General features: G+C 41.2%; 17 protein-coding genes and 5 pseudogenes. 8 read left to right on the forward strand and 14 right to left on the reverse strand.

Going from position 1 to position 23619, the window contains the following annotated elements:
• Nucleotides 1–7: 7 nt before the first annotated feature.
• The 6 genes and pseudogenes from NDM98_RS13105 to NDM98_RS13125 form a co-directional block, all read right to left on the reverse strand.
• Nucleotides 8–748, reverse strand: coding sequence for an extracellular solute-binding protein (locus NDM98_RS13105; protein ID WP_251609145.1), 741 nt, complete (start codon nucleotides 746–748; stop codon nucleotides 8–10).
• 17 nt (nucleotides 749–765) lie between these two features.
• Nucleotides 766–1296, reverse strand: a complete 531-nt coding sequence (locus tag NDM98_RS13110; protein ID WP_251608331.1) for an ABC transporter substrate-binding protein — start codon at nucleotides 1294–1296, stop codon at nucleotides 766–768.
• Nucleotides 1297–1323: 27 nt separating this feature from the next.
• The gene (locus NDM98_RS13115) at nucleotides 1324–2169 is read right to left on the reverse strand and encodes a carbohydrate ABC transporter permease (RefSeq protein WP_251608334.1); all 846 of its coding nucleotides are present in this window, start codon (nucleotides 2167–2169) and stop codon (nucleotides 1324–1326) included.
• A 13-nt stretch (nucleotides 2170–2182) separates the two neighbouring features.
• On the reverse strand, nucleotides 2183–2545 hold the full coding sequence (locus NDM98_RS24095) for a carbohydrate ABC transporter permease (RefSeq protein WP_307728808.1): 363 nt from the start codon (nucleotides 2543–2545) through the stop codon (nucleotides 2183–2185).
• Complete coding sequence (locus NDM98_RS24100) at nucleotides 2532–3056, reverse strand: carbohydrate ABC transporter permease (RefSeq protein ID WP_307728809.1); 525 nt, start codon at nucleotides 3054–3056, stop codon at nucleotides 2532–2534. The genes NDM98_RS24095 and NDM98_RS24100 overlap by 14 nt, the downstream gene beginning before the upstream one ends.
• Nucleotides 3053–4110, reverse strand: a pseudogene (locus tag NDM98_RS13125) (ABC transporter ATP-binding protein). Before NDM98_RS13125 ends, NDM98_RS24100 begins: the two are co-directional and overlap by 4 nt.
• A gap of 194 nt (nucleotides 4111–4304) precedes the next feature.
• Between NDM98_RS13125 and NDM98_RS13130 the strand changes: the two are divergent.
• Together NDM98_RS13130 and NDM98_RS13135 are read left to right on the forward strand one after the other, a co-directional pair.
• Entirely contained in the window at nucleotides 4305–5126 is an 822-nt protein-coding gene (locus NDM98_RS13130; RefSeq protein WP_251608336.1) for a DeoR/GlpR family DNA-binding transcription regulator, read from the forward strand.
• 314 nt (nucleotides 5127–5440) lie between these two features.
• Nucleotides 5441–6610, forward strand: a complete 1170-nt coding sequence (locus tag NDM98_RS13135) for an IS256 family transposase (protein WP_251608339.1) — start codon at nucleotides 5441–5443, stop codon at nucleotides 6608–6610.
• Nucleotides 6611–7082: 472 nt separating this feature from the next.
• On the opposite strand, the gene yeiL is transcribed toward NDM98_RS13135, so the two are convergent.
• Nucleotides 7083–7751: a transcriptional regulator YeiL gene (gene yeiL, locus NDM98_RS13140; RefSeq protein WP_251608342.1), complete on the reverse strand. Its 669-nt coding sequence runs from the start codon at nucleotides 7749–7751 to the stop codon at nucleotides 7083–7085.
• 86 nt (nucleotides 7752–7837) lie between these two features.
• Here yeiL and NDM98_RS13145 point away from each other — a divergent pair, with 86 nt between their 5' ends.
• Complete coding sequence (locus NDM98_RS13145; protein WP_251608345.1) at nucleotides 7838–8989, forward strand: MFS transporter; 1152 nt, start codon at nucleotides 7838–7840, stop codon at nucleotides 8987–8989.
• 48 nt (nucleotides 8990–9037) lie between these two features.
• Here NDM98_RS13145 and NDM98_RS13150 read toward each other — a convergent pair.
• The 4 genes and pseudogenes from NDM98_RS13150 to NDM98_RS13165 form a co-directional block, all read right to left on the reverse strand.
• A pseudogene (locus NDM98_RS13150) lies at nucleotides 9038–10316 on the reverse strand (MFS transporter).
• Between the two features lie 15 nt (nucleotides 10317–10331).
• The gene (gene rhaM / locus NDM98_RS13155) at nucleotides 10332–10646 is read right to left on the reverse strand and encodes an L-rhamnose mutarotase (protein ID WP_251608348.1); all 315 of its coding nucleotides are present in this window, start codon (nucleotides 10644–10646) and stop codon (nucleotides 10332–10334) included.
• A gap of 394 nt (nucleotides 10647–11040) precedes the next feature.
• Nucleotides 11041–12369 (reverse strand): copper amine oxidase, encoded by a 1329-nt coding sequence (locus NDM98_RS13160; RefSeq protein ID WP_251608350.1) that lies wholly within the window; start codon nucleotides 12367–12369, stop codon nucleotides 11041–11043.
• 240 nt (nucleotides 12370–12609) lie between these two features.
• Nucleotides 12610–13507 (reverse strand): annotated as a pseudogene (locus NDM98_RS13165) (ROK family protein).
• A gap of 218 nt (nucleotides 13508–13725) precedes the next feature.
• On the opposite strand from NDM98_RS13165, the pseudogene NDM98_RS13175 reads away from it, so the two are divergent.
• Both NDM98_RS13175 and NDM98_RS13180 read left to right on the forward strand, forming a co-directional pair.
• A pseudogene (locus NDM98_RS13175) lies at nucleotides 13726–16496 on the forward strand (EAL domain-containing protein).
• A gap of 34 nt (nucleotides 16497–16530) precedes the next feature.
• Nucleotides 16531–18167 (forward strand): annotated as a pseudogene (locus NDM98_RS13180) (thiamine pyrophosphate-binding protein).
• 546 nt (nucleotides 18168–18713) lie between these two features.
• Here the strand turns inward: NDM98_RS13180 and NDM98_RS13185 are convergent.
• Nucleotides 18714–19313 (reverse strand): hypothetical protein, encoded by a 600-nt coding sequence (locus tag NDM98_RS13185; RefSeq protein WP_251608356.1) that lies wholly within the window; start codon nucleotides 19311–19313, stop codon nucleotides 18714–18716.
• 258 nt (nucleotides 19314–19571) lie between these two features.
• Here NDM98_RS13185 and NDM98_RS13190 point away from each other — a divergent pair, with 258 nt between their 5' ends.
• The 3 genes from NDM98_RS13190 to NDM98_RS13200 all read left to right on the forward strand — a co-directional run bounded on the left by NDM98_RS13190 (nucleotide 19572) and on the right by NDM98_RS13200 (nucleotide 21576).
• The gene (locus NDM98_RS13190; protein ID WP_251608359.1) at nucleotides 19572–20555 is read left to right on the forward strand and encodes a glutathione S-transferase family protein; all 984 of its coding nucleotides are present in this window, start codon (nucleotides 19572–19574) and stop codon (nucleotides 20553–20555) included.
• 110 nt (nucleotides 20556–20665) lie between these two features.
• Nucleotides 20666–21037, forward strand: a complete 372-nt coding sequence (locus NDM98_RS13195) for a DUF3221 domain-containing protein (RefSeq protein ID WP_251608362.1) — start codon at nucleotides 20666–20668, stop codon at nucleotides 21035–21037.
• 29 nt (nucleotides 21038–21066) lie between these two features.
• On the forward strand, nucleotides 21067–21576 hold the full coding sequence (locus NDM98_RS13200; protein WP_251608365.1) for a GNAT family N-acetyltransferase: 510 nt from the start codon (nucleotides 21067–21069) through the stop codon (nucleotides 21574–21576).
• A 47-nt stretch (nucleotides 21577–21623) separates the two neighbouring features.
• Here NDM98_RS13200 and NDM98_RS13205 read toward each other — a convergent pair whose 3' ends face one another.
• Nucleotides 21624–22175: an MBL fold metallo-hydrolase gene (locus tag NDM98_RS13205; RefSeq protein ID WP_373370412.1), complete on the reverse strand. Its 552-nt coding sequence runs from the start codon at nucleotides 22173–22175 to the stop codon at nucleotides 21624–21626.
• Nucleotides 22176–22426: 251 nt separating this feature from the next.
• The gene (murB, locus tag NDM98_RS13210; RefSeq protein WP_251608368.1) at nucleotides 22427–23353 is read right to left on the reverse strand and encodes a UDP-N-acetylmuramate dehydrogenase; all 927 of its coding nucleotides are present in this window, start codon (nucleotides 23351–23353) and stop codon (nucleotides 22427–22429) included.
• Between the last annotated feature and the right edge of the window lie 266 nt (nucleotides 23354–23619).

Genomic DNA, 23619 nt, shown 5'->3' on the forward strand with positions numbered 1-23619 from the left:
TCCCTCCTTACTCGTTCACATCATCCAATGCAGCTTGAGCTTGGTTCTTTGCTTCTGTTAAGGCTTCTTCTGTTGAAATATTCTCTAACTCTACCTTATCAGCTGCAATTTCTAACGCATCAATAATTTTATTTCCAGTTGGATCTATGAATGCAGCTGCCCCAATTTGAGCCTGCTCAAAAGGAATGGTTAAGTATGGATTTGCATCTGCAAACTCCGCGTATTCAGGAACTTCCATTGCTGATTCGCGGACAGGAATATACCCGATTGTCTGAGCCCAGTCTGCCGTTACCTCAGGTGAAGTAAAGTACGACATCCACTGCCAGCCTGCTTCTTTCTCTTCATCAGACAAGGCATCCGGAATCGCCATAACCAATCCATCAATTGTTGGTTGTGCTGGATTTCCGTTCATACCTGGTTGGATTGCCGAATCAATGATCTCAAAATCCAAGTTTCCTTTATCACCCGAAGATCCTGTGTACCCTACAACTGTGCCATTCATTACGTCATCAATTGTGCGATACCAATATTCCCATCCTTGGCCACCAGAATTAATTTTCATTGACCTTTCTTCATGAATGGCTGTACGAATAAACTCCCAAGCTTCAATCCACTCTGGACTATCAATCAACACCTCTGTTCCTTCGTCATTAAGTATCTGACCACCATTACTTTGAGCGATATCAATAAGATTCGGCTCTCCCCACATTGGCGCCCAACCAAAGGAAGCATCTGTTTGTTCAACAATTTTTTTGCCTGCTTCATCTAAGCTTTCCCAAGATGAAAATGCCTCTTCTGCATCGACACAGCTTCCTCAAACAAATCTTGACGATAATACATCACCTGTGTAGTACCATAACCGGGCAAGCCATAATACGTATCATCAAGTCTGACATTTTCCATAAATACAGATAGGAAATCACCCTCGTCATAGATTTCATCAGCAGCCATATATTCATCTAGTGGCGCCAATACTTCTCGTCCTGCTAGATCCATCATTGTTGAATTTTCTAATAGGACAACGGCAGGAGCGGTACTCGCAGCAAGACCTGCTTGTAAATTTTGGTAAGTCTCTGAATAATTTGCTTGAGCCACACCTTTTAGAACAACCTCATCCTGCGACTCATTAAAAGAAGTAATTAGCTCCTCCATTTTGTTACCTGCTTCACTACCTAAGCCATACCAAAATTCAATTTCGATTGTTCCATCTGTTGATCCGCTTCCTTCCGTCGAACACGCTGCAAGTCCTGTACAAAGTGCTATTCCACCTAATAACATACCCATTTGTTTTTTCATTTCACATTACCTCCTACATCTATTTTTTTATCCTTTAACCCCGTTATCACTAATACCTTTCACAAACCATTTTTGTAAAACGATAAATAAGATAATGAGTGGCGCCACAGCAAACACATTTGCTGCCATAATAAGTGGCCACTGACTCGCAAAGGTTCCTTGTGCCGTAAAGAATTGTCTCAGTCCAACTGTAATTAAATACTTTTCCTGACTTGAAACAATTAATGATGGCCATAGATAATTGTTATACATCTGAACGAAGCTAATTAGCGCAACAGTAAAAATCGAGGATTTGGCCATCGGGAACATGATTTTCCACAGAATTTGCCAATCTCCAGCACCATCTGCTCGCGCCGCTTCAATCATCTCCCTTGGCACCTGTAAAAAGGCCTGACGAATCATAAAAATACAGAATACACTGGCAATATTAGAAACGATGATGCCTGACAATGTATCCAATAGACCTAATCGAGCTAAGATCACATAACTAGGTACATATGTAGCTGCTGCCGGGAGCATATAAGAGGCCAGAATTGCCATAAACAATAAATGCTGACCCCAGAATTTCAGCTGTGTAAGTGCATAAGCCAACATGCATGATAAAACTACTTGAAACAACACGATTACAACCGCAGTAAAAATACTGTTCCAGATATATAGGCCAAATGGCGCCATCTCTAAGGCTTCAACAAAATTCTGCCATTGTGGACTTTCCGGAAACCACGTAAGAGGTACAGCAAAGATTTCATCACCGGTTTTTAATGCGCTTAATATCATCCAAATAAATGGAAAAATCATAATTAAACTAATAATGCTAAGCGTCCCGTACAATAAGGCCCGCTTTGGCAGACGCGACCAAGTTGTTCCCTCCATTTTCGGGACCTCCTTAATAGTGAACGTACTTTTTTGTTAATCTAAATTGTAAAGCTGATATGATACCTGTAATTGCAACAAGTAATGTGGCGACCGCTGTTGCTTGTCCCATATTAAATTGTTCAAAAGCAAGCTGATAATAGTAATACAATAATGTACGAGTACTACCTGATGGTCCCCCCTGCGTCATAACTTGGATCTGGTCATAGGCCTGGAGTGCATCAACCGTTGTAATGATGCTAAGAAACAAGGTTGTTGGCGAAACCATTGGCAGGGTGATCGTAACGAATCGTTGCCATGCTGATGTATCTTCTAATTGACTTACTTCATATAGATCTCTTGGAATACGTTGAAGTGCTTCACTATAAAAAATCATCGCCCAAGCCCGCATTTTTCCAAACCGTAACAATAATAATTGCCCAGATCGCAAAAGTTGAGCTTTGCAGCCATGCTGGTTGCGGCAGATTTAACAAGCCAAGTATTTCATTTAATAAGCCTAAATCAGGTTCAAAAATCCACGTCCATACAATAGACATCGCGACCATCGGTGTAATCCAAGGCGAAAACAAAAATGCGCGAAATAACGTGCTTCCTTTCAGCTTACGATGAAGCAAAAGTGCCATTAACAGACCCAAAATTAACGTTGGAATGATCGTCATCACCGTGAAAAGAAAGGTATTATTAAGAGCCTGATAAAAATCGGAACTAGTTAATAGAGACGTATAATTATCCAAGCCTACTACACTGTAACTTGGACTGATATAATCCCAATCTGTAAAACTCAGCCATAGTGACACAGCCATGGGCACAAACCAAAACACAACCAAGGGCAGCATCGGGATTCCAACAAATATTAATAATTTTGTAAAATTAATAGATTGTTTCAATTCAGAATCGCCTCCTCTGTAACAGGATCAAAATAGTGACACTGCTCCTGCTGAAAGGAAATGCGTATCTGGTCCCCGACCTTCAAATGCGCATCACCTGAAACTCTAACGATGATTTTGTCTTCGCCTATACTCACAGTGGCAAACAAATGGATACCGGTTTGCTCCGTGTGTTCTACTGCGGTCTCTATTCCTCCCGTTTTTACAATCTTTATATGCTCCGCCCGTATTCCAATAATGATGTCTTTGTGCTTCTTTTCAGGCATACTCACTTCTAACAAATGTGAGTCATTCACTAACACTCCATTTTCTACAACCTTCCCATACATCACATTCATAGATGGAGCCCCAAGAAAACGAGCCACAAATAAATTAGCTGGCTGATTGTACACATCCATTGGCTTCCCAATTTGTTGAATCAGTCCATCCTTCAACACAACAATTCGATTTGCCATAGTCATGGCTTCTGTCTGATCATGAGTAACATAAATGGTTGTTGTTTTAAGTTGCTTATGTAATCTAATAATCTCAGCCCTCATTTGCACTCGAAGTTTTGCATCTAAGTTTGATAAGGGTTCATCCATTAATAAAATATCCGACTTTCTCAAAACAGCTCGACCAAGTGCTACTCGTTGTCGCTGCCCGCCTGATAGCGCTTTAGGTTTACGCTCCAGCAAATCGGATAAACCAAGCAGGTCCGCAACTGTTTCGACATCTTCTGTTCTTTTTTCTTAGGAACCTTACGCATCTTTAACCCATACGCCAAATTATCAAAAACCGTCATATAAGGAAACAGCGCATAATTCTGAAAAACCATTGCTACCCCACGATCACTTGGTTTAGATTGATTCATGTTGGTACCATTGATTTCAAGGACTCCATCTGTTATGTCCTCAAGCCCTGCAATCATGCGTAATGTAGTTGATTTCCCGCAGCCTGAAGGACCAACAAACACAACAAATTCATGCTCATGAATATCCATTGAAAATTGTTGAACCACGACTTTTTTGTCGTCATATGATTTCTTTAGATTTCTAATCGCAATTTTCCCCACATAATACCTCCTGTTTCATGTGTTTTTATTTGTTTTGTTGTGTGAATATAATTTACCTTAACATATATTTGTGTATTTTTGTTGTATATTGTGTTTAATTTGAGTAAATAACGTAAATACCTGTCCAATAATTTGGATTTTTGTGGACATATGTAACTTTTCCGTTATAAACTAAACAAGAGCCGATTACCCTTGTGGCTTCCGAGGATACTTTTAAGGAATATGGTGATACATACATGCTTGCCCATGAAAGATACCAATTAATATTGGATGAACTAGAACAGCATGACATTGTAAAGGTTGCGGGTTTAACTAAGACGTTTAACGTCTCCACAGAAACCATCAGAAGAGATTTAGAGCATCTAGAAAAAGAAGGAACACTAAAAAGAGTACGCGGGGGTGCAATTCCACTCCCTACAAATATTAAACAAACAAACTTTGTTCTAAGAGAAGAACAATATCAAGAAGAAAAACAATCTATTGCGCAACACGTTTTACAATTTGTTACAGAGGGTCAATGTATTGCACTTGATGTCAGTACCACCAACACCGAAATCGCTCGTATGCTCGCTACACAATTTAAACACCTGACGATTATTACAAATTCCCTGACAATCGCTGAGGAATTAAAAAGCACAAATTTCACCGTCATCCTTCCAGGGGGTGTGCTTCGCAACTCTGAATTGTGTATCGTTGGCGATTCAGCCATTCAATTTATTAACGGATTCCATATCGATTTGTTCTTCATGAGCATCAGTGGCATCTCCCTCACCGAAGGATTAATGGATTATGGCGTAGGAGAATGTGAAATCAAACGAGCAATGTACAAAAACGCAAGACAAGTCTACGCCGTGGCCGATCATAGTAAATTTAACGTCACCGCCATGCTGCGCATCTGTCCTGTTGACGCCATTAATGGCATCATAACGGATGCCCACGTTCAAGCCGAAACACTAAAAGAATTTGAAGAAGCAGGGGTCTTGGTATTTTCAGCTGAAAAGCAATCGGAGAAATAACCATACGAAATCATGCGTCTACGCTATTTTTATAGAAATCTCGACTTTCTGAAGTGAACCGCCTTGCTAAATAAGGCGGGTTCTTGGAGGAGGGAGGGGCTCTCTTGCTATTTAGGCGGGCTTCTTGGTTCTTCTCGCTTTCCTCTTGCTATCACCCCGCTCTTCTTGGCTCTTCCTGCTTTCCTCTTGCTATCACGCCGTGCTTCAGTAGAGTCCATATAATTGTGTAAAAGTAAAAATAAAAAAAAGGCCAATGGCCCATCCTCGTGATACACTATTTTCGCCAAGAAAATCATCAACAGGAGGAATGGGACATGACCCAATTTAATTTTAACGTAGATATGGATGTAATTAAAGAGGAATTAATAGGCTCAAATTTAAATGCGACGATTAAATCTTCGATTATTCTGATTCTCAATCAAATGATGGAACAGGAGCGCGATGAGTATCTGAAATCCAGCTCTTATGAACGCACTGGAGATCGGGTTGATTATCGTAATGGGTACTATGAGAGAGATTATATGCTTTCAATTGGGAAGATCACTCTTAAGGTGCCTCGTTCGCGTAATGGAAAGTTCTCTCCGTCTCTTTTTGAGCGCTATCAACGAACAGATCAAGCACTGATAGCAACGATGGTTGAAATGGTTGTCCAAGGGGTTTCAACACGCAAAGTGACTCAAGCGGTCGTGAAACTGTGCGGAGAAAATGTGTCTAAATCCTTTGTATCAAGTCTAACAGAAAGGTTAGATCCTTTCGTCAAAGAGTGGTCGAGTCGATCTTTAGTTGGAAAAGAATATCCTTATATCTATACTGATGCGCTTTATATTAAGGTACGCGAGTACCAAAAAGTCGTGTCCAAAGCAGTCTACATCGCTGTGGGCGTGAATGAAGATCACAAAAGAGAAATCATTGGTTTTCATATTACACATGATGAAACGAAAGTTGGATGGGAATCTTTCTTCGAAAGTCTTCAATCGCGTGGGCTTTTATCTCCAAAACTCGTGATATCAGATGCCCACAAAGGCTTAAAAGCAGCGATCCACGAAGCATTTACAGGCTCAAGTTGGCAGCGGTGCACCGTTCATTTTAAACGAAATATCTTTAGCGCCCTTCCAAAAAAAGAAACAGAAACGTTTCGCTCATTGATTAAAGATATCTTTACTCGCCAAACTCAAAAAGAAGCACGAGCCCTTTATCAAGAGATCGCATCCAATTACGAAGGACAGAAGAAGTATGAGAACGCGTTAAATAAACTTGAAGAAGGACTTGAAGATGCCATTCAATATATGAGCGAGCAGAAATCGTATCATCCGTTATTGCGAAGCACAAACAACCTAGAGCGGTTGAATTCAGAAGTCCGCCGTCGAGAAGGGGTCATACGTATTTTCCCTAATCAACAATCCGCGTTCCGTTTGATTGGAGCGGTTCTGAAGGATTACGACGAAATGAAGTTGTGTAAGAGAAAGTATTTGCCTGAAACGTAATATGAAATAGAGGAGCCGACGGCTCCTCTATCCTAAACCGATAATGAAAACAAATTATTCATTAAGATCAAGACTTGAAAATAGTGACGAGGTATTTTACACATAAATTAGGACTTGACCCGTGCTTCTTGGCTTTTCCTGCTTTTCTCTTGCTATCATCCCGCTCTTCTTGGTTCTCCCTACTTTCCCCTTGCTATCACGCCACTCTTCTTGGCTCTCCCTGCTTTCCTCTTGCTATCACGCTGGGCTTCTTGGTTCTCCCTACTTTCCTCTTGCTATCACGCCGCTCTTCTTGGCTCTCCCTACGTTCCTCTTGGTGTATACAGTGTCCTTCTTGATAAGCGATGCCTCTCTCTTGTTAACATGCCGCTCTTCTTGGTGTTTGCTGTTTTGTTCCAATTAACAATTGCTGCACACAAAAAAACTTCAAACCCGCCATACATCCAACGGTCTGAAGTCTTTTATGCTTTATTTAATGCCTCAACCCCTCAGCCAACCCCAGCAAAGCCTGCTCATCCTTAATTAAAAAGGACCTTCCCTCCTTCTCTAAAAAACCTTTCTCACAAAACTGATGGATTACATGCAAAAGGTGCCGATACGAAACGCCTAAATAATCGCATACTGTCACATGTTTTTCCTGATATATACCTTGATCGGAAAGTTCGAGAATAAAATGCGCCAATCGATTTTCGAGTGGGAATGCCTGACTCTGCGATGATTTTGTCGCCATAAATGTCGCCTTTTTACTTAAAAAGGTTGTGAGCTCACGGAGAAAGGTAACATCCTCGAGTAATTTGGTGCGGCATTCTTGAAATGGGATAGCAAAGCAAATGGATCTGGCAGCTACTTGAATGCCTTTTGAGTAATAGCTCTCGTGGATCAGCTCCATTTCGCCGATATAATCATGTGGTTTGATAAAATTGATTAATGACACTTTGCCGTTTTGGTGCGTGGTATAGATCTTGGCCTTCCCCTCTACCATATAAAAGAGATAGTCTGGCTTCTTGCCTTCTCGAATAATCCATTCATTTCGCTGATAGTCGTGCACTTCGATATATGTATCGATTGGAAATGAAAAGTGATTTGAAATCGAATGCTCCTTCAAATACTGCTGCTTTTTTTCACCTGAATAAACGTCCATTCGCCACCTCTAAAATGTGAGATATCTCCTATTATTCTTTCTTGTTCCCATGATATCATGCTTATGATATGGATGGAGGAAACAACATGAACACACATCAGTGGATGAGCACGAGGTTTTTTAGCTTCTTTTTGACTTGGGGAATTTTTCTTCCTTATTGGACAGGCTGGTTAGTTCATACAAAGGAATTGTCAGTGACAGATGCTAGTTTCATCATGAGCATGGGCTTGGTTGCTAGAGGTCTTTCAACACTTTTTGCGTTTCCTTATTTATCAGGGAAGTTCAGTAATAAAATCATTTTACAAGGAGCTGGCATTGGTACACTAGTTGCTGTGCTCTGCTATATTCCTGCGCAATCATTTAGTAGTTTATTACTTGTTACCATCTTCTTTCACTTTTTCTATCCACCATTAATGCCTATACTCGACACAGCTGCGGGCACCTTGGTTCAGAACAATCAGTTAAAACATTACGGAAAAAGCAGACAGTGGGGTTCAATTGGATTTGTGTCTGTGGGCATCATCTTGTCTCTCTTCATTGCACTATTGGGAGATGACGTGATTTATTATGCGTTATTACTTGGCGTGGCTGTTTTGGTGTACCTTGGCTTTCGTGAAGCTCCTGCAGTTTTATCACAAAAACCGGCCGCAAATCCAGTGGAGACAAGCGGTTGGCTGAAAATGTTCCATATGAAACATTTTTGGTTGGTACTTCTGATTGTCATTCTGCTACAAGCAGCTCATGCTTCCTATTACAATTACGGCTACTTGTACCTTCAGGAAATCAACGCTCCGGGCTATTTAATTGGTGTAATTATTAACATAGCGGTTCTTGCTGAGATCGTTTTCTTCTCAAACGCTGACCGCTCATTTAAACGGTTTTCGATTGGCTCACTCCTTACCATTGCAGCTTTCGGATCAACGCTACGCTGGATTCTGGTCTTTGCCTTTCCAAACGTTATTATGTTCTCCATTGCACAGGTTCTGCACGCCTGCTCGTTTGCAATGGCGCATTATGCTTTTATGAAATACTTGATTCGAAACGTTCCACCAGCACAAGTTCCCAAAGTACAAGGCCTATACTCCGCGCTTGCACTCAGTTGGAGCACAGCTGTATTCACTTTATTTGGTGGATTTTTATATGAGATTAAACCGGGCTATGCGTTTCTTGGCATGATAGTATGTACGTTGCCAGCTGTGGTGTTGGCGCTTAGGTATCGGAGCATTGAGGTAAAATAAAAAAAGACCCCAAAAACTAGATTCTCACTCTAGCTTTTGGGGTGATTTTTATGCGCTCTCCCCGTAACGTTCTTCTTGTATAGTTTCAAGAGATCTTCCCCTAGTCTCAGGTGCCATTATTACACCAATAATCAGACTAATAACTAGAAAAGCAATCATGATGAACCCTGATGCTTGAAAACCTATGCCCGTAATCATCGCTGGCACAACTAAAGATATCAAACCAACGCCAACTCGAACTAAACAAAACATAAACCCTTGAGCCTGCGCTCTATATTTTGTATGGAATAACTCACTGGCAAACAGGGCGTAAAAGGCCTGGGCACCAAATCCGGCTGCTATACCCCATAATGTTACGAATATCCATAGTTCAACGACACCCATTCCTCCAAGTGTGAGAACAAGCCACGCAACAATACCCATTACGGCACCAATACTAAACAACAGTTTGCGATTCACTTTATCACCAAGCTTTATAAAAACAAGGTACGTTGAGATCACTGTAAAGGTCCAGAGAACACCTTGTAGTAGATTAGCTTGGCTAGCTGTTATTCCGCCTACTGTTTCATAGATATACGGCATAAAATAACCCATTGTGCCAGCTACAAGATTCCAGAAAAAGTAGATTCCAACTAAAAAGATAAGCGCTTTTATATTTGCCTTAACTGTAAACAGATCCTTCATCGAACCTTTTTTAATCAGTTTACCTTCCGCAAGACCCGCCTTCTCTTTTTTCTGTTCTTTCTCCCAGATCGATGACTCATTAATTTGTTGTTGTAGAATCCACGTAATAATGGCTACAACAAATAATTGTGCAAAAATCAACCGGCTTCCTAGCAATCCGAGTGGTGCAAGGGCAACAGATAGAAATAGAGTTATTGCCGGACCAATTGACCAAGCCAACTGACTCCAACCTACCCGTGCTGCTCGTTCCTTAGGTGGTGCTTCTTCTGCGATATAGGTCCAAGCTGCCGGTATTAACGCACCCACTGCAATTCCGACGATAATATAACCAGCTAGTAGCACTGGAAACGAAAAGGAAAAGATGATAAGAAGCATACCTGCCATGTAGATCAGTAAGTCATACTTATAGATGAACTTTCTCCCATAACGGTCTACAAAATAGCCTCCAAGCAAGGCACCAATTGCAGCACCGAAACCGTTTGCACTTAAAGCCCCAAGCAAACCAACCCAAAGATCTGTCAGGTTTAAGTACTCCACCCATAAAGATAATCCTCCAGCTCCTGCTACAATGGCGCCAAGCTTCCAAATAATTAGACATCGCAACCGTAATTGTTGCTTTCATGCTGCTATTTTTTGTCGCCATCCAACCTCTCCTAACTTATGCTAGATAAAAGACTTCCTTAAGTTCTTTTGAAATTGGACTATTGTCTACATTTGTCTCCATAAGTGGTTCCATGTACACCCACCACTTCTGGCAGATCTCTGTTTGTGAAACTTTTTGATAAAGCGCTTCATCAGCTACATGCATGTAGGCAAACAGTTGACCTGTTTCTTCTAATAGAAAAATAGAATATTCACTCACTCCATGAGCTTTTAGCATGTCTTCCATCTCTGGCCACAATTCATCGTGTCTCTTTTTGTACTCTGCATATTGATCTTTATATACCTTCATCACACTTGCCTTACGTATCATGTAAAACCCTCCCTTTTAGATAAGCACTTTATTCCTTGTAAATATAACTATCATTTATAGTAAACGCTTTCAAATTTAATTACTATGACTGCATTAGGGGAATAGATTGTCCTTATTTGTACAAAAAAGATGACCTTCAACTAACGAGGTCATCTTCATTACACCACTAAATGGTCGGCACTTGGCTTGATTACAACAGTCTCGCTTACTTAAAGAAATAATAATGGAAGTAGAAGATGCTCAACAAAAATTAGAAGAATCGAAACAATATCTTCAAGATATTCTTGATTCAGATATTTCATGCGATCATGGTTTTGGTAAAACCAATCAACATTAATCGAAAAAGAGGACCCCGGAAATCCGAGGTCCTCTTTCATCTTTATTTCGTTACTTTTTACGCGTTATCTCCACTTGTCTTACGACGGAATACATACAGTCCACCAAGTGCTGCTGCTGCAAGTCCGCTTAACCAAACCATCATGGATGAATCATTACTTGCGCCACCAAATCCAGTTTGAGGCATTTCTTCAGGCATTGCCTCGCTACCAAATTGGTCAGGCATTTGTGTCTTGATTGCTCCACCTAGTGTTTCACCAATACCAAACATGAATGCATACCCTTCACGGTACGTTTTCACACTTGCTTCATAGTCTTCTTCTACAAACTGGTCAAACGTTTTGATCACTTGTTCTTCATGTGCCCAAACAGCTTCTTGTGCTGCTTCTTCAGGCAGGTTACCTTCTGTTGCTGTAGCTAGGAATGCACCAAAGTCTTGAGAGAACGTTTTAAGATGCTCAATCGCTGCATCACGTGCTTCTTGGTCACCTTCAAGCGTTGCAATAGCTAGATCACTTTGTGCGTTAATGTGGTCTTGCTGCCAAACCGTTTCAAACTGGTCGGCTCCTTCTGCTCCATAAATGCTTTCAATGGCTGCTTTAAAATCAGCTGTGTGCTCATCTTCAGCCCATGTTACAAAGTCAAAGTCATCGGCTTGTGTGTAGCCTTTTTCAAGCTCTAATGATGCAAGTGCAAAGTGCTCACCAGCTAGTTTGTTTAATGTAGCTCTTAGCTCAGCATCTGCTGAATCTACAGAACCTGAGAACATATCAGGGAATTGAGCCACAATCGCTCCAGATAATACTTTACTAATATCAAACATTCTATCGAAACCTTCACGGTAGCTAGTGTACGCTTCCATGTAGTCTCCTGCTGCGTAATGATCAAACGTTGCCTGCACGTCATCTTCATGGGCTACTAGTGCTTCCTCTGCGGCTTCTTTTGGAAGATTCCCTTCTGTTGCCCCATCAAGGAATGTTGAAAATTCATCAGCAAAACCTGCGATGTTATCTTCTGCTTCTTGTTTAGCTGTATCATCACCGTCTTTGACAGCTTTTACGTAATCATCGGTGTATCCATTATGTGATTCAAAGATTCGAACGAATTCGTCTGCACCTTCTTCACCATATAACGGCTCAAGGGCTGTTCCCATATCCTGTACGTTTTCATCTAACGCCCATTCGACTTCTTCCCAATCTGGTGATTCATCATATGCTTTTTGCATGGATGAAACGGCTAGAACAAAGTGCTCCGAAAGTAGATGGTCGAGATCAGCACGAAGATCTGATGCTCCTGAGAATTGGCTTTCTCCTCCGTCTGCGGCTTGTGCGAAAGATGGTATGACTAGTGCTGCGCCAAGTGCAACAGCTGTAAATTTTTTATACATGTGTGTTCTCCCCTTTTCAATGTGGTTAAGATACTAGGGTAACGAGAACTAGGCGAAAGTGGATCACTATTTTTGAAAAAAAAAAGAAAAAAGTTTTAATCTACTTTGGCAACGAAAAATTACTTCATTAATAAATTTTAGCTTCATCATAATTGTCTACATTATCTCTCTCCCCAAAAAAGGACCAGCGTCGTACGCATAGTACGTAGACACTGGTCCTTTTTTCTAATTGCTCAAAGTCTATTCTTCTTTTCTAGATTGTTCAAAGTGATAAAGCGCGCCATACAAGTTAGCATCATTCAAAAAATGGCACGCAACAATATGTGGCGTTGCGACATGAAAGTCATTCACTTTCTTGATCTCGTCGATTGCCTGGTTAATGCGCTCAATTAAAATGGGTTGCGCACTAATCCCACCACCGATGGCGATCAGCTCTGGATCAATGACGTAGTGAAGATTAAGGATTTGAATGGCAATCAAGTTACAATAGGTATCAAATACCTCCATTGCCTGCTCATCGCCGCTGTTAATATACTCAAAAACAGCTTCTCCATCCGTTTCATCCTTTAGGTTCTTGAGCTTGGAGATTTTTTTAACCATCTCAACAGCCGAGCAATCGAGTCCAAAATAACCAACTTCCTTTGTTTCAGGATTAAAACGATGGTTGATATAGCTAACTTCTCCTGCCGATAAGTTCGCCCCTCGATGAAGCTTTCCATCAATAATTATGCCCCCACCGATGGCACTGCCTAATATTAATACAATAGCGTCCTTCTTATCTTTAATACTGCCTAACCAAAGCTCTGCAAGTGCAGCGCACTTTGCATCATTTTCAATCGTGACAGAAAGCTGATATTTATTTTGGATAATCTCTACTAAATTGACTTAATGGAGAAACGGAAAAGATCCTCCATGATAAATAATGCCTGTCTTTGGATCAACCGTGCCCGGACAACTCATTGCAATGCCTTCCAAGCTGATTCAGATCATGTTCTTCGATTACAGAAAAGAGCATTTCGCAAAAGCTATTTAAGTCCTCTTTAGCAATTGGCTTTCTGCCTTTAGACAGGAATTCGCCCTCCAAATTCATTGTTACGTACTTAACAAATGTTCCTCCGATATCAAGGACTAAATACATCTCTCCACAACCCATCTTTCATCCTTATTCTAGTTAAAATCTGGTATTTATTATATTTTTCAAGTGTATATTTCTCATTGTAAGGGAAAAGAAAAGGGAACGACTAATATTTTCGACTAATTTCTACAACTTTCCACTATTTTTAATAGGTTTACGGTAATATGAAATAAGAACTATATTTATCATTATTAGAACCTGCGAAGAATGGAGGCTTTTAGATGCCCGAAGAACAAACAAGGTATTCAAGACTTGCGAATATCACAAAAATGATCAATATGAAGCAGGAGTTACGTGAAGTGTTGGAGCAGGTTACACAGGCAATATCAGAAGAAATTGTCCGCTGTGATTCTGTGGGCATTTATTTGCCACAAAAAGACGGAACCTTCAGAGGATATGTTGGAAAACCCGAGGTCCTTAATGGTTGGACTTTAGATATGCATGTTGTTGATACCGAGTTTGATTTACTGGCTAAAGAAGTGATTGAAACAAAAAAGACTATATATATTCCCGACACTTCAAACGATAATCGACCTGACCCGAGGGCAGTTAAGGGGTTCCAAATTAAATCATTATTAGCCCTTCCAATCTCTTTTGAAGAAGAGTTATTTGGTCTTGTATTTCTATTTGACTACGGCATTCCAATGAACCTTACAGCGAATGAAATACAAACGGTTGAAGCGTATGTAAGTATGGCTGCTGTTGCAATCCAAAATGCAAACAACCTAGCTCATAAAGAACATCTCATTAAAGATAAACAACTGTTGCTTGATGTGACGCGTGAGTTATCCATGTGCTCTTCTTTACAAGAGAGCTTAGATATCTGTTTTTTTCACGTCGCAAAGGTTTTAGATAACTCGAATATTGGCGTTCATTTATTGGATCCGATAGCAGAAAAGAGTGTGAAACCAGCCAAGTTAAGTAAGGATAGTGATTGGACAGAAGAGAACTGGATTAAAACTCACGACAAAATCAAAATTGACCAAAGTAACGACGCAGTGATGCAAGAGGTTTTTGAAACAAAAAAAGCCATTCTTATTCCGGATGTATTTAAGGACACCCGACCTAATCATGATGTCTGTCGCAACTTTGGAATTAAGGGTCTCGCAATGTTCCCCTTGATTTCAATGGGTGAAATTTTGGGTCAAATATCGATCGTGAATCTTGATGATAAGACTTTTTATTACTCAGAATCCGAAACCCAGTTAACACAGTCCATTGTAGACGCTACAGCCTCTACCTTATCTAACCTTATTTATATGGAAAAGCAAGAAATCATTATTGAGAATCGGACTTCGGAAGTTATTGAAAAGAACAAGGAGCTTGAAAGTGTTGTTAGAGAACTTTCTCAGCTTAGTCGTGAAATAGAACTTATTCTTAACTCTGCAGGTGAGGGAATTTTCGGGTTGGATCTGGATCGGAACATTACCTTTTGTAATCCAAGCTTGGCGCGCATATGCTCGGGTACAAAACAGAAGCAGAGCTCATTGGAAAATCAGCAGAGCCCATCATAAGCGGCAAGGAACAACCACTGCAAACATCTGATACAGAATATGATAGCTACTATAAAGATAAGGTCTTTTTTCGAAAGGATCACACAAGCTTCCCAGTTGAATACGTCATTTCCTTTATAAAAGAAGGAAATGAGGTTGTTGGAGAAGTCGTCACATTTAAAGATATAACACAAAGAAAACAGCTGGAAGATAAAATTAAGTACCATGCTTACTTTGACAGCTTAACAGACCTTCCCAATCGCAACCTATTATTAGACAGACTTACTCAAGGGTTAAAGTATGCCAAAGAAAACGGTGAAAAACTGGCCATTCTTTATTTGGACTTAGACCGCTTTAAGCTTGTGAATGATTCACTTGGGCATAGTTATGGGGATCTTATACTAAAGGAAGTTGCCGCCCGTTTAGTCGACTGCGTGCCAAAAGGGGCCACGGTATCACGTCAAGGTGGCGACGAATTTACGATCTTTTTGCCTTCAATTAAAAGTGAAAAAGAAATTGTGAAGGAAATTCAATGTATACATGATGCTTTCTCGCTCCCATTCAAATTATCAAACCAAGAGATGTATGTAAAAACAAGCATAGGCATCAGTCTATATCCTGATAATGGCGAGACAACCGAGCTATTAATTAAAAATGCCGATACAGCCATGTACAAGTCGAAGGATACACCAGGTAACAGCTATCATTTCTTTAGTGAAGGCATGGATACAAGAACTTTTGAAAGCATCCAGCTTGAAAATGAGTTGTACAGAGCGTTAGAAAAAGAAGAATTGGTTCTGTTCTATCAGCCTCAAATCAACTATCAAACAAATAGCATGACAGGTGTTGAAGCATTAATTAGATGGAATCATCCAACAAAGGGACTAATTGCACCAGATTTGTTTATTCCGATTGCTGAAGAGACTGGCTTAATCGTACCGATTGGTGAGTGGGTGCTTCGTGAAGCCTGCAAGCAGCTAAAGGAATGGCATCAAGTGGGCAACCCTTCACTTAAGATGTCCGTTAATTTATCTGTTCAGCAGTTTGAACAAAGTCACTTATTTTCAATTGTACAACAGATACTTGAGGAAACAGATATTTCTCCAGAGTATCTAGTTCTTGAGATTACAGAGAATCTGATTGTAAAAAATACCGAGCTCACCTTAAAAACGATGAAGCAACTAAATGGCTTAGGAATCGATTTAGCCATTGATGACTTTGGCACTGGCTATTCATCTCTAGGCTATTTAAAAAACCTACCAATCTCCACCCTAAAAATCGACAAATCCTTTGTTCAGGACATGTTACGAGATAATGCTGCCATTACAAAAACCATCATTACACTTGCTCACAACCTAAACCTTGAGGTCATTGCCGAAGGGGTAGAGACAAAGGACCAGGCAGATTTTTTAACCTCTATAGATTGCCAGTTGATGCAGGGATATTTTTTCAGTAAACCAGTACAATCGACCGACATTATGATAAAATATTTCCAGTAGTGTTTGAAATTATAACCTAAAGGAGATTGTTATCATGAAAGCAGCTCGCATGGTCTTAGAGTATTTAAAAGGGAATGGCGTTCAACATATTTTTGGTATTCCAGCAGGATCAGTTAATGCATTCTTTGATGAACTTTATGAAATGAGTGAAATAACACCCATCGTAACAAAACACGAAGGAGCCGCATCCTACATGGCTGCAGCGTATGCCAAATATACCGATCACCTAAGTGTTGCGATTGGCTGCAGCGGACCTGGAGGCACAAACCTCGTAACAGGTGCAGCCAATGCCATGCGAGAGCACCTACCAGTCTTATTCATTACTGGCGCTGTTCCTGTGAATACCGTTGGATACAATGCCTCACAGGAATTAGACGCTGAACCTATCTTCCGCCCTGTGACTAAGTATAGTGTCACAGTAAACGAGGCAAAAGATGTGCTGCCAGAACTAGCAAAGGCTTACGAAATGGCAATTTCCGGCGTACCTGGCCCCGTACATATTGCCATCCCAATCGATGTGCAACACGGAGAAGTTGAAACAACACAACTACCTGCTTCACCCGCTCGAGACCAAATCGTTCCTGACTTAAACACAATCAAACAAGTAGCAGACGAGCTTGTTTCACGTGAAAATGGATACATCTTAGTTGGACAAGGTGTACGAAACTCTGTAGAGCAACTAATCGAGCTTGGCAGAACTTTTAAACTGGCCAATCGTTACCACTCCACAAGCAAAAGGCTACATTCCAGATAACCACCCCCTTCTAGTTGGCGTATATGGCTTTGCCGGTCACGAATCTGCCTCACAATTGATAGCAGAAGGCAATGGAAACGTATTGCTAATCGTTGGTTCCAAGCCTAGGAGAAACCGCAACAAATAACTACAACGTCAAACTCACAGAAAATCGCTTCACTGTGCAGTTAGACTTTGATCAAACCGTATTTAACCGCAAATATAAAACAGACCTACCTGTACTAGGAGATATTAATCTCAGCCTATTATTTTTAAATGAAGAACTACGCACAAGAGGACTCACTAAGTCAGAACTTGCGCCTAAAGCTACTGAAACAGTGCAGGACCTTGAAGAGTATAACACCAAAAATGTGCTCTTATCTCTACAAAACTATCTACCAGCCTCAACTAGATATACCATTGATATCGGCGAATTTATGTCCTATGTCATTAATCATATGAAAGTACTAGACTCCGACACCTATGGCATTAACGTTCACTTTGGCGCTATGGGAACTGGAATCGGGTCTGCCATCGGATCAAAACTAGCCGAACCAGAACGCCCCGTTGTCTGTATCACTGGCGATGGCTGCTTTTTCATGCATGGCATGGAGATCCTAACAGCTAAAGAGCATAATCTGCCGATCCTATTTGTCATCATGAATAACGCCCGCTTAGGCATGGTTTATCACGGACATAACTTACAATTTAAACGTACACACCCAACATTCGAACAACAACAAATTAACATTAGTGCAATGGCAGCTGCTATGGATATCCCAAGCTTCCAAGTAAACGATATCGCAGACCTAAATCAAGCCACAATCGACAGCCTAATGAACCTAAACGGACAAGCCGTACTAGAAGTTTCACTCATCGATCAAAACACACCACCAATGGGAGACCGCGTAAAATTCCTCTCTTCTTTTGGAAAGTAAAAATAAGGGAGACGGCATTGATTATGCCTGTCTCCCTGTTTTTATATGGTCTGGAGCTTGGTAAGTCGGTGCAGGACTTGGTGTTGAGCTCCGGTTCTTGCTTAGGCGGACAGGGCTCTTGGTGTTCAGCTCCGTCTCTTGCTTAGGCGGACAGGGCTCTTGGTGTTCAGCTCCGTCTCTTGCTTAGGCGGACAGGGCTCTTGGTGTTCAGCTCCGTCTCTTGCTTAGGCGGACAGGGCTCTTGGTGTTCAGCTCCGTCTCTTGCTTAGGCGGACAGGGCTCTTGGTGTTCAGCTCCGTCTCTTGCTTAGGCGGACAGGGCTCTTGGTGTTCAGCTCCGTCTCTTGCTTAGGCGGACAGGGCTCTTGGTGTTCAGCTCCGGTTCTTGGTAAGCTGGACGGGTCCCGTGGTATCTGGCTTCGGTTCTTGCTAAACTACTTTTCCCTCTGGCTAACCGACTCCTCTTCTTGGACTTCTCTTCCCTCTAGCTATCAGGCTCCTCTTCTTGCTTTTCTACTCTAATTTACTTTTTGTGATCATAAATAGTTTACATTTGTGAATAAGATTCTTTGATAACCTGCAAGATTGCACCCATCGTCCTACCTTTAAATTCATCAGGAACCGCATCTCCGCTTGGATTTTCGTAATAGCAGCCACCCGTGGACTCATCGTACAAATACCCAATGGCGGTTAGAGAGTCTTTAAGTTCTTTAGGTAACGCAGACGCACCCGACTGTTCCGCAAAATAGGATGTCGGATACACCTTAACATCTATGTCCCCCTCACCCGTCCAAACAACAAAAAGATCCGTCTCTTGTTGCACAACCCACTGACCTTTAGAAAATAATGATATTCTCGCCCCATCGAGTGCAGAGATTGCATCTAGATTAACCCCAAAGATGTTGTTGATGATTTGGCGAATTTGCACGCCACCTAGCTCTCCACTGTGCTGTGCCAGATGAGTTGCAATCGCCTCTTCGGATGTGGTTCCAGGAGAGAAAACAGTCCCTCTCGCCTCAGTTGGAAGGATTGGCAGCTTATCCAAGTTGATTTGATAAACCGAAGAGACGATTGACTGGATGTCTGCGCTAGTGATGGGATGATCTAAGGTATGTAGTTGGTGATCCATTGCTTCTGCTTTTTTCATTTGTTGACCTCCGGATATATGGAATAGTTGATGATAAATCATTCTTTTCTCTCGATGATCCTCAGTTAGAACCATTTGGTTTATCCAATTAGTTGCCGCTTAGTGTGAGTTTTTTCTATATAATATCTACCCATATTTTACTACAAAAAAACGAAACAGCTAGCTTTTATCACCCTCAAAACGTTTCCTTGTTAATCTCCACTATTCGAATCTGTTATGATGAGTATAAACCAAGATACAGAGAGGATGTTTTCACGGATGGCTCAACAAAAACCCGCTGAAATTAGTAAGGATGGATCGTTTAAACGTCAAGTTAACCAATTCACGACACCGTTTGGAGACAAGCCAGATGAACTGCCAGTTGAGGCAGGTCGCTATCGTTTGCTGTGGTCGGCGGCTTGCCCGTGGGCACATCGTTCGGTGATTGTGCGCAAGATTCTTGGATTAGAGGATGCGATCAGCTTAGGAACGGTAAGTCCAATGCGGCCGAAAATTGGTCGAGTAGATTGGGAATTCTCCTTAGATGCAGATGGAGTTGATCCTGTGCTTGGAGCCCAATATATCAGCGAAGTCTATCAAAACTCGGATCAAGATTATTCTGGTCGACCAACGGTACCTGCGATTGTCGATGTTCAGTCCAAAAAAGTTGTGAATAATGATTACTTTAAACTCACCAACTATCTTGAAGCCGATTGGAAACCACTGCATAAGAAACAAGCTCCGGACTTATATCCCGAGTCTTTACGTGAAGAGATTGATGCTCTAAACGAAATTATTTTTAATGATGTAAACAACGGTGTCTACAAATGTGGGTTCGCGCACTCTCAGGAATCTTATGAGGCTGCCTATGCGACGCTGTTTACACGTTTGGACGAGTTTGAAAAGCGTCTCTCAACCCAAAGATTTTTACACGGAGACTTCATCACTGATTCAGATGTCAGACTCTACACCACTCTTGTGCGTTTTGATGCGGCTTATTTTACAGCCTTTAATACCAATCGAAACCTGATCCGTGAATTTGAAAACCTGTGGGGTTATGTACGTGATCTCTATCAAACAGGTGGATTTGGCGACACAACTGACTTTGATGCGATCAAAAGGCATTACCACTTGTCGATTACCATTTCACCTGACAAAGCCGAACCAACCATTTTGCCAAAGGGACCAGACCTCGCAATTTGGGTTACAGAGCATAGTCGCGAACAACTAAGTGGTCGGGAAGGAAAATTTCTTATTCACTAGTTAGCTAGTTTGTCGCTTTATGAAGTCTTCGTTAATTCTCACCATAAAAACAGGACTTCAAATCATAAAATGGAATAGTACTTTCATAGAACTGAAAGGAGCTGAGCTTTATGAGGACTCCATTGCCAATTAAAACAAGGCTACTATTTTTTATGATTGTTGCAATTCTTACTTCACTCATTGTTGGATGTTCAGTAGGTACAACCGAGAATGAAGAGAATACGCTAGAAGGCATTGTCGCATTAATAAACGATGATCAGATATTATTAGTAGAAGGCTTAACAAGTGAGGAAGTTAAAGGGTTGACAGAGGTAGAGGTTCTCCATGAATCTGATGGCGCTGCAGCTTATCTTGTATTAGCAGAAGGTGTTGAAAATTTGACGATTGGTGATAAGGTCAAGGTTTGGATTGAAGTCTTAGATGAATCTGCACCTGCCTATGGAAATGCTAGTAAAGTAGAAATTTTAGAAAAAGTTCATTAACTTTAAACTGATTGGTAGTTGATCACAATATGGAAAAGCTAGAGATTCATGATGCCAAAAAAGACATGTACTCGGATATCAAGGATCAACGCCTTGAAGCCTATCACATATACAAGGACCGGCTGCCCGCGGACCATTGGAACGCCTTAGCGCAAAATCTTTCATCAGATGCCGATACGCAAGAGGGTGTGGAGCTAATTGTTGCCACACTAAATGAAAAAGTAGTTGGCAGCGTTGTTCTTTTTCCAGCCAAAACGAGTGCCTATGAATTCATCGATGAGCTAGACTATCCGGAAATTCGTATGCTTGCCGTTGCCAAAGAAGCGCAGGGCCAAGGTGTGGCATCTGCCTTAGTGAAGGAATGCGTGAATCGTGTAAAAGCAAAAGGCTTACCTGCGATTGGCTTGCACACCGGAGAGTTTATGACGGATGCGATTCGTTTGTATGAAGGATTGGGATTCAAACGATTGCCCGAGTTCGACTTTGTTCCGGCGGATGATGGCATTGTTGTGAGGGCGTATTATTTGGAATTAGAATAAAGATAACCCTTGTAGAGTCTTTGATTATGATATCAAAGGCTCTTTTCTCAAGGCCAAACTCGGCGTATTTTCTCCGAGGCATTGGAAGTAATCGGCCTGCCATGACCGAATACAATTGCTTCATAATCCATCTTTCCTAGTTTCCTCTGACTCTCTCTCCCTATTTTTTCATTCTCAAAACCTATCGGGTCCCCGATAGACAAAAGATTTGTACCTATATCACCGGCAAACATCACTTTATCCTCTTTCCATAGAAGAACAATATGCCCTGCACTGTGACCAGGTACGTGAACCACTTTAAATCCACCAACCAATTCAAGGACATCGCCATCTTTGAGGGTTTGATCAATGTGAAAGGACTCAAAACGCTTATTGGGATGCCAAAAAATGCGAAATAACACCCTCTGTAAAAGACCAGGAGCAGCCCTCATAGTCCTAAATCCTCCACCTTCTTCAGCAATCTTCGCATCTGCTTCATGCATATACGTTTTAGCTCCTGTCGCCTTTATAATGGCAGCGGCACTTCCTACATGGTCAAAATGACTATGCGTAAATATGATGTGTCTAAGATCCGATAGGGGGCGACCTAGCTTCCTAATCGCATCAAATAAGACTTTTTCTTTCTTTGGAAAACCACGTCAATTAGTATTAGCTCCGGTCCTGTCTCAACAAGATATACGTTGGCAGAACCTAACGAAATCATGTATATACCATCGTGAATTTTTTTCAAGATACTCTCCTTTTTAAAAATGGTTACGTTTATCATGACATTAATTAAGAATTCAGTAAATTAATTCAAGATTTTCACAATGAGCAAAAAAGCATAGACACTCGTCTATGCTTCTTCCACTTATACTTGCTCCTCAAGATCTTCACCCAATACAATCACTTCTGTATCCAACTCAACATGGAAAGTGTCTTTAACGGTTGCTTTCACCAAATCAATTAGATCTAGATAATCCTTAGATGTTGCTTGATCAATATTGACGATAAACCCAGCATGCTTCTTTGAAACCTCTGCTCCACCAATTCGTGTTCCTTGGAGGTTGCTCTCTTGAATTAATTTGCCGGCAAAATGGCCTGGCGGTCGTTTGAAAACACTGCCACAAGAAGGATATTCAAGGGGCTGCTTTGATTCTCGTGCTTCTGTTAGTGCATCCATTTTGGCCTTAATGACAACCGGATCACCTTGGCTAAGGCCAAACTCTGCCTCCAGAATCACATAGTCGCTTTCCATGAAGATGCTTTCCCTGTAACCTAGGGCCAGGTTCTCCGTTTCGATCGTCAGAATTTCACCATCCTGTGTCATAACGGTCGCTCGATCAAGCACCTCAGAAATCTGCCCTCCATAAGCGCCCGCATTCATGTATAATGCGCCACCGACACTACCCGGGATTCCGCAGGCAAATTCAAGACCAGAAAGCCTGTGCTCCAACGCTTTTCTTGAAGCTTCAATAATGGCTGCTCCAGACTGAACAACCAATCTCTCACCCTCGATAAAAAAGTTCGTCATTTTGCTCATGCCAATGGTCAAACCACGAATGCCGCCATCTTTTATAATGACATTGGATCCGCTGCCTAGAATGGTCAAAGGAATATCCGTTTTTTTTCGGATATCTAGAGCCGCTTTTAGTTCATCTATACTTTCCGGTGTCACAAAAAGATCCGCGTTCCCGCCAAGCTTTGTGTAGACATGATTTCGTAGTGGTTCTGAAAGACATACATTTTCTTGTTTTATATGATTAAGTAGTTCATTATAAATAGATTCATAATTCATTATACTCGCACCCCGTAGTTTAAAATAACTTGATACCTAGTATACAATATGGAAAATGATTTGCTAACGTTCTTTTGAATGATTTTTTTCCTGTATTTTGGCTTATATTTAGTTTAACAGGTTTTTTGGTTTCATACCGTCTTCTACACATCAAAAAAGCTCATCGACGATTCATCGATAAGACATTGATTCAGCTTTCCTTACTAAGGAAGATCATTGCAAACAAAAAATGCGGTCAGAAAGCACCGCATTTTTTATATGAATTG

Origin of the sequence: Alkalicoccobacillus plakortidis (assembly GCF_023703085.1) — a bacterium.
GTDB lineage: Bacteria > Bacillota > Bacilli > Bacillales > Bacillaceae_D > Alkalicoccobacillus > Alkalicoccobacillus plakortidis.

Bases quoted from the DNA above. Each gene is read 5' to 3' on its own strand.
- NDM98_RS13110 (WP_251608331.1), bottom strand. From the start codon at position 1,296: ATGAAAAAACAAATGGGTATGTTATTAGGTGGAATAGCACTTTGTACA.
- NDM98_RS13115 (WP_251608334.1), bottom strand. From the start codon at position 2,169: ATGGAGGGAACAACTTGGTCGCGTCTGCCAAAGCGGGCCTTATTGTAC.
- NDM98_RS24095 (WP_307728808.1), bottom strand. From the start codon at position 2,545: ATGATTTTTTATAGTGAAGCACTTCAACGTATTCCAAGAGATCTATAT.
- NDM98_RS13135 (WP_251608339.1), top strand. From the start codon at position 5,441: ATGACCCAATTTAATTTTAACGTAGATATGGATGTAATTAAAGAGGAA.
- yeiL (WP_251608342.1), bottom strand. From the start codon at position 7,751: ATGGACGTTTATTCAGGTGAAAAAAAGCAGCAGTATTTGAAGGAGCAT.
- NDM98_RS13145 (WP_251608345.1), top strand. From the start codon at position 7,838: ATGAACACACATCAGTGGATGAGCACGAGGTTTTTTAGCTTCTTTTTG.
- rhaM (WP_251608348.1), bottom strand. From the start codon at position 10,646: ATGATACGTAAGGCAAGTGTGATGAAGGTATATAAAGATCAATATGCA.
- NDM98_RS13160 (WP_251608350.1), bottom strand. From the start codon at position 12,369: ATGTATAAAAAATTTACAGCTGTTGCACTTGGCGCAGCACTAGTCATA.
- NDM98_RS13185 (WP_251608356.1), bottom strand. From the start codon at position 19,313: ATGAAAAAAGCAGAAGCAATGGATCACCAACTACATACCTTAGATCAT.
- NDM98_RS13190 (WP_251608359.1), top strand. From the start codon at position 19,572: ATGGCTCAACAAAAACCCGCTGAAATTAGTAAGGATGGATCGTTTAAA.
- NDM98_RS13195 (WP_251608362.1), top strand. From the start codon at position 20,666: ATGAGGACTCCATTGCCAATTAAAACAAGGCTACTATTTTTTATGATT.
- NDM98_RS13200 (WP_251608365.1), top strand. From the start codon at position 21,067: ATGGAAAAGCTAGAGATTCATGATGCCAAAAAAGACATGTACTCGGAT.
- murB (WP_251608368.1), bottom strand. From the start codon at position 23,353: ATGAATTATGAATCTATTTATAATGAACTACTTAATCATATAAAACAA.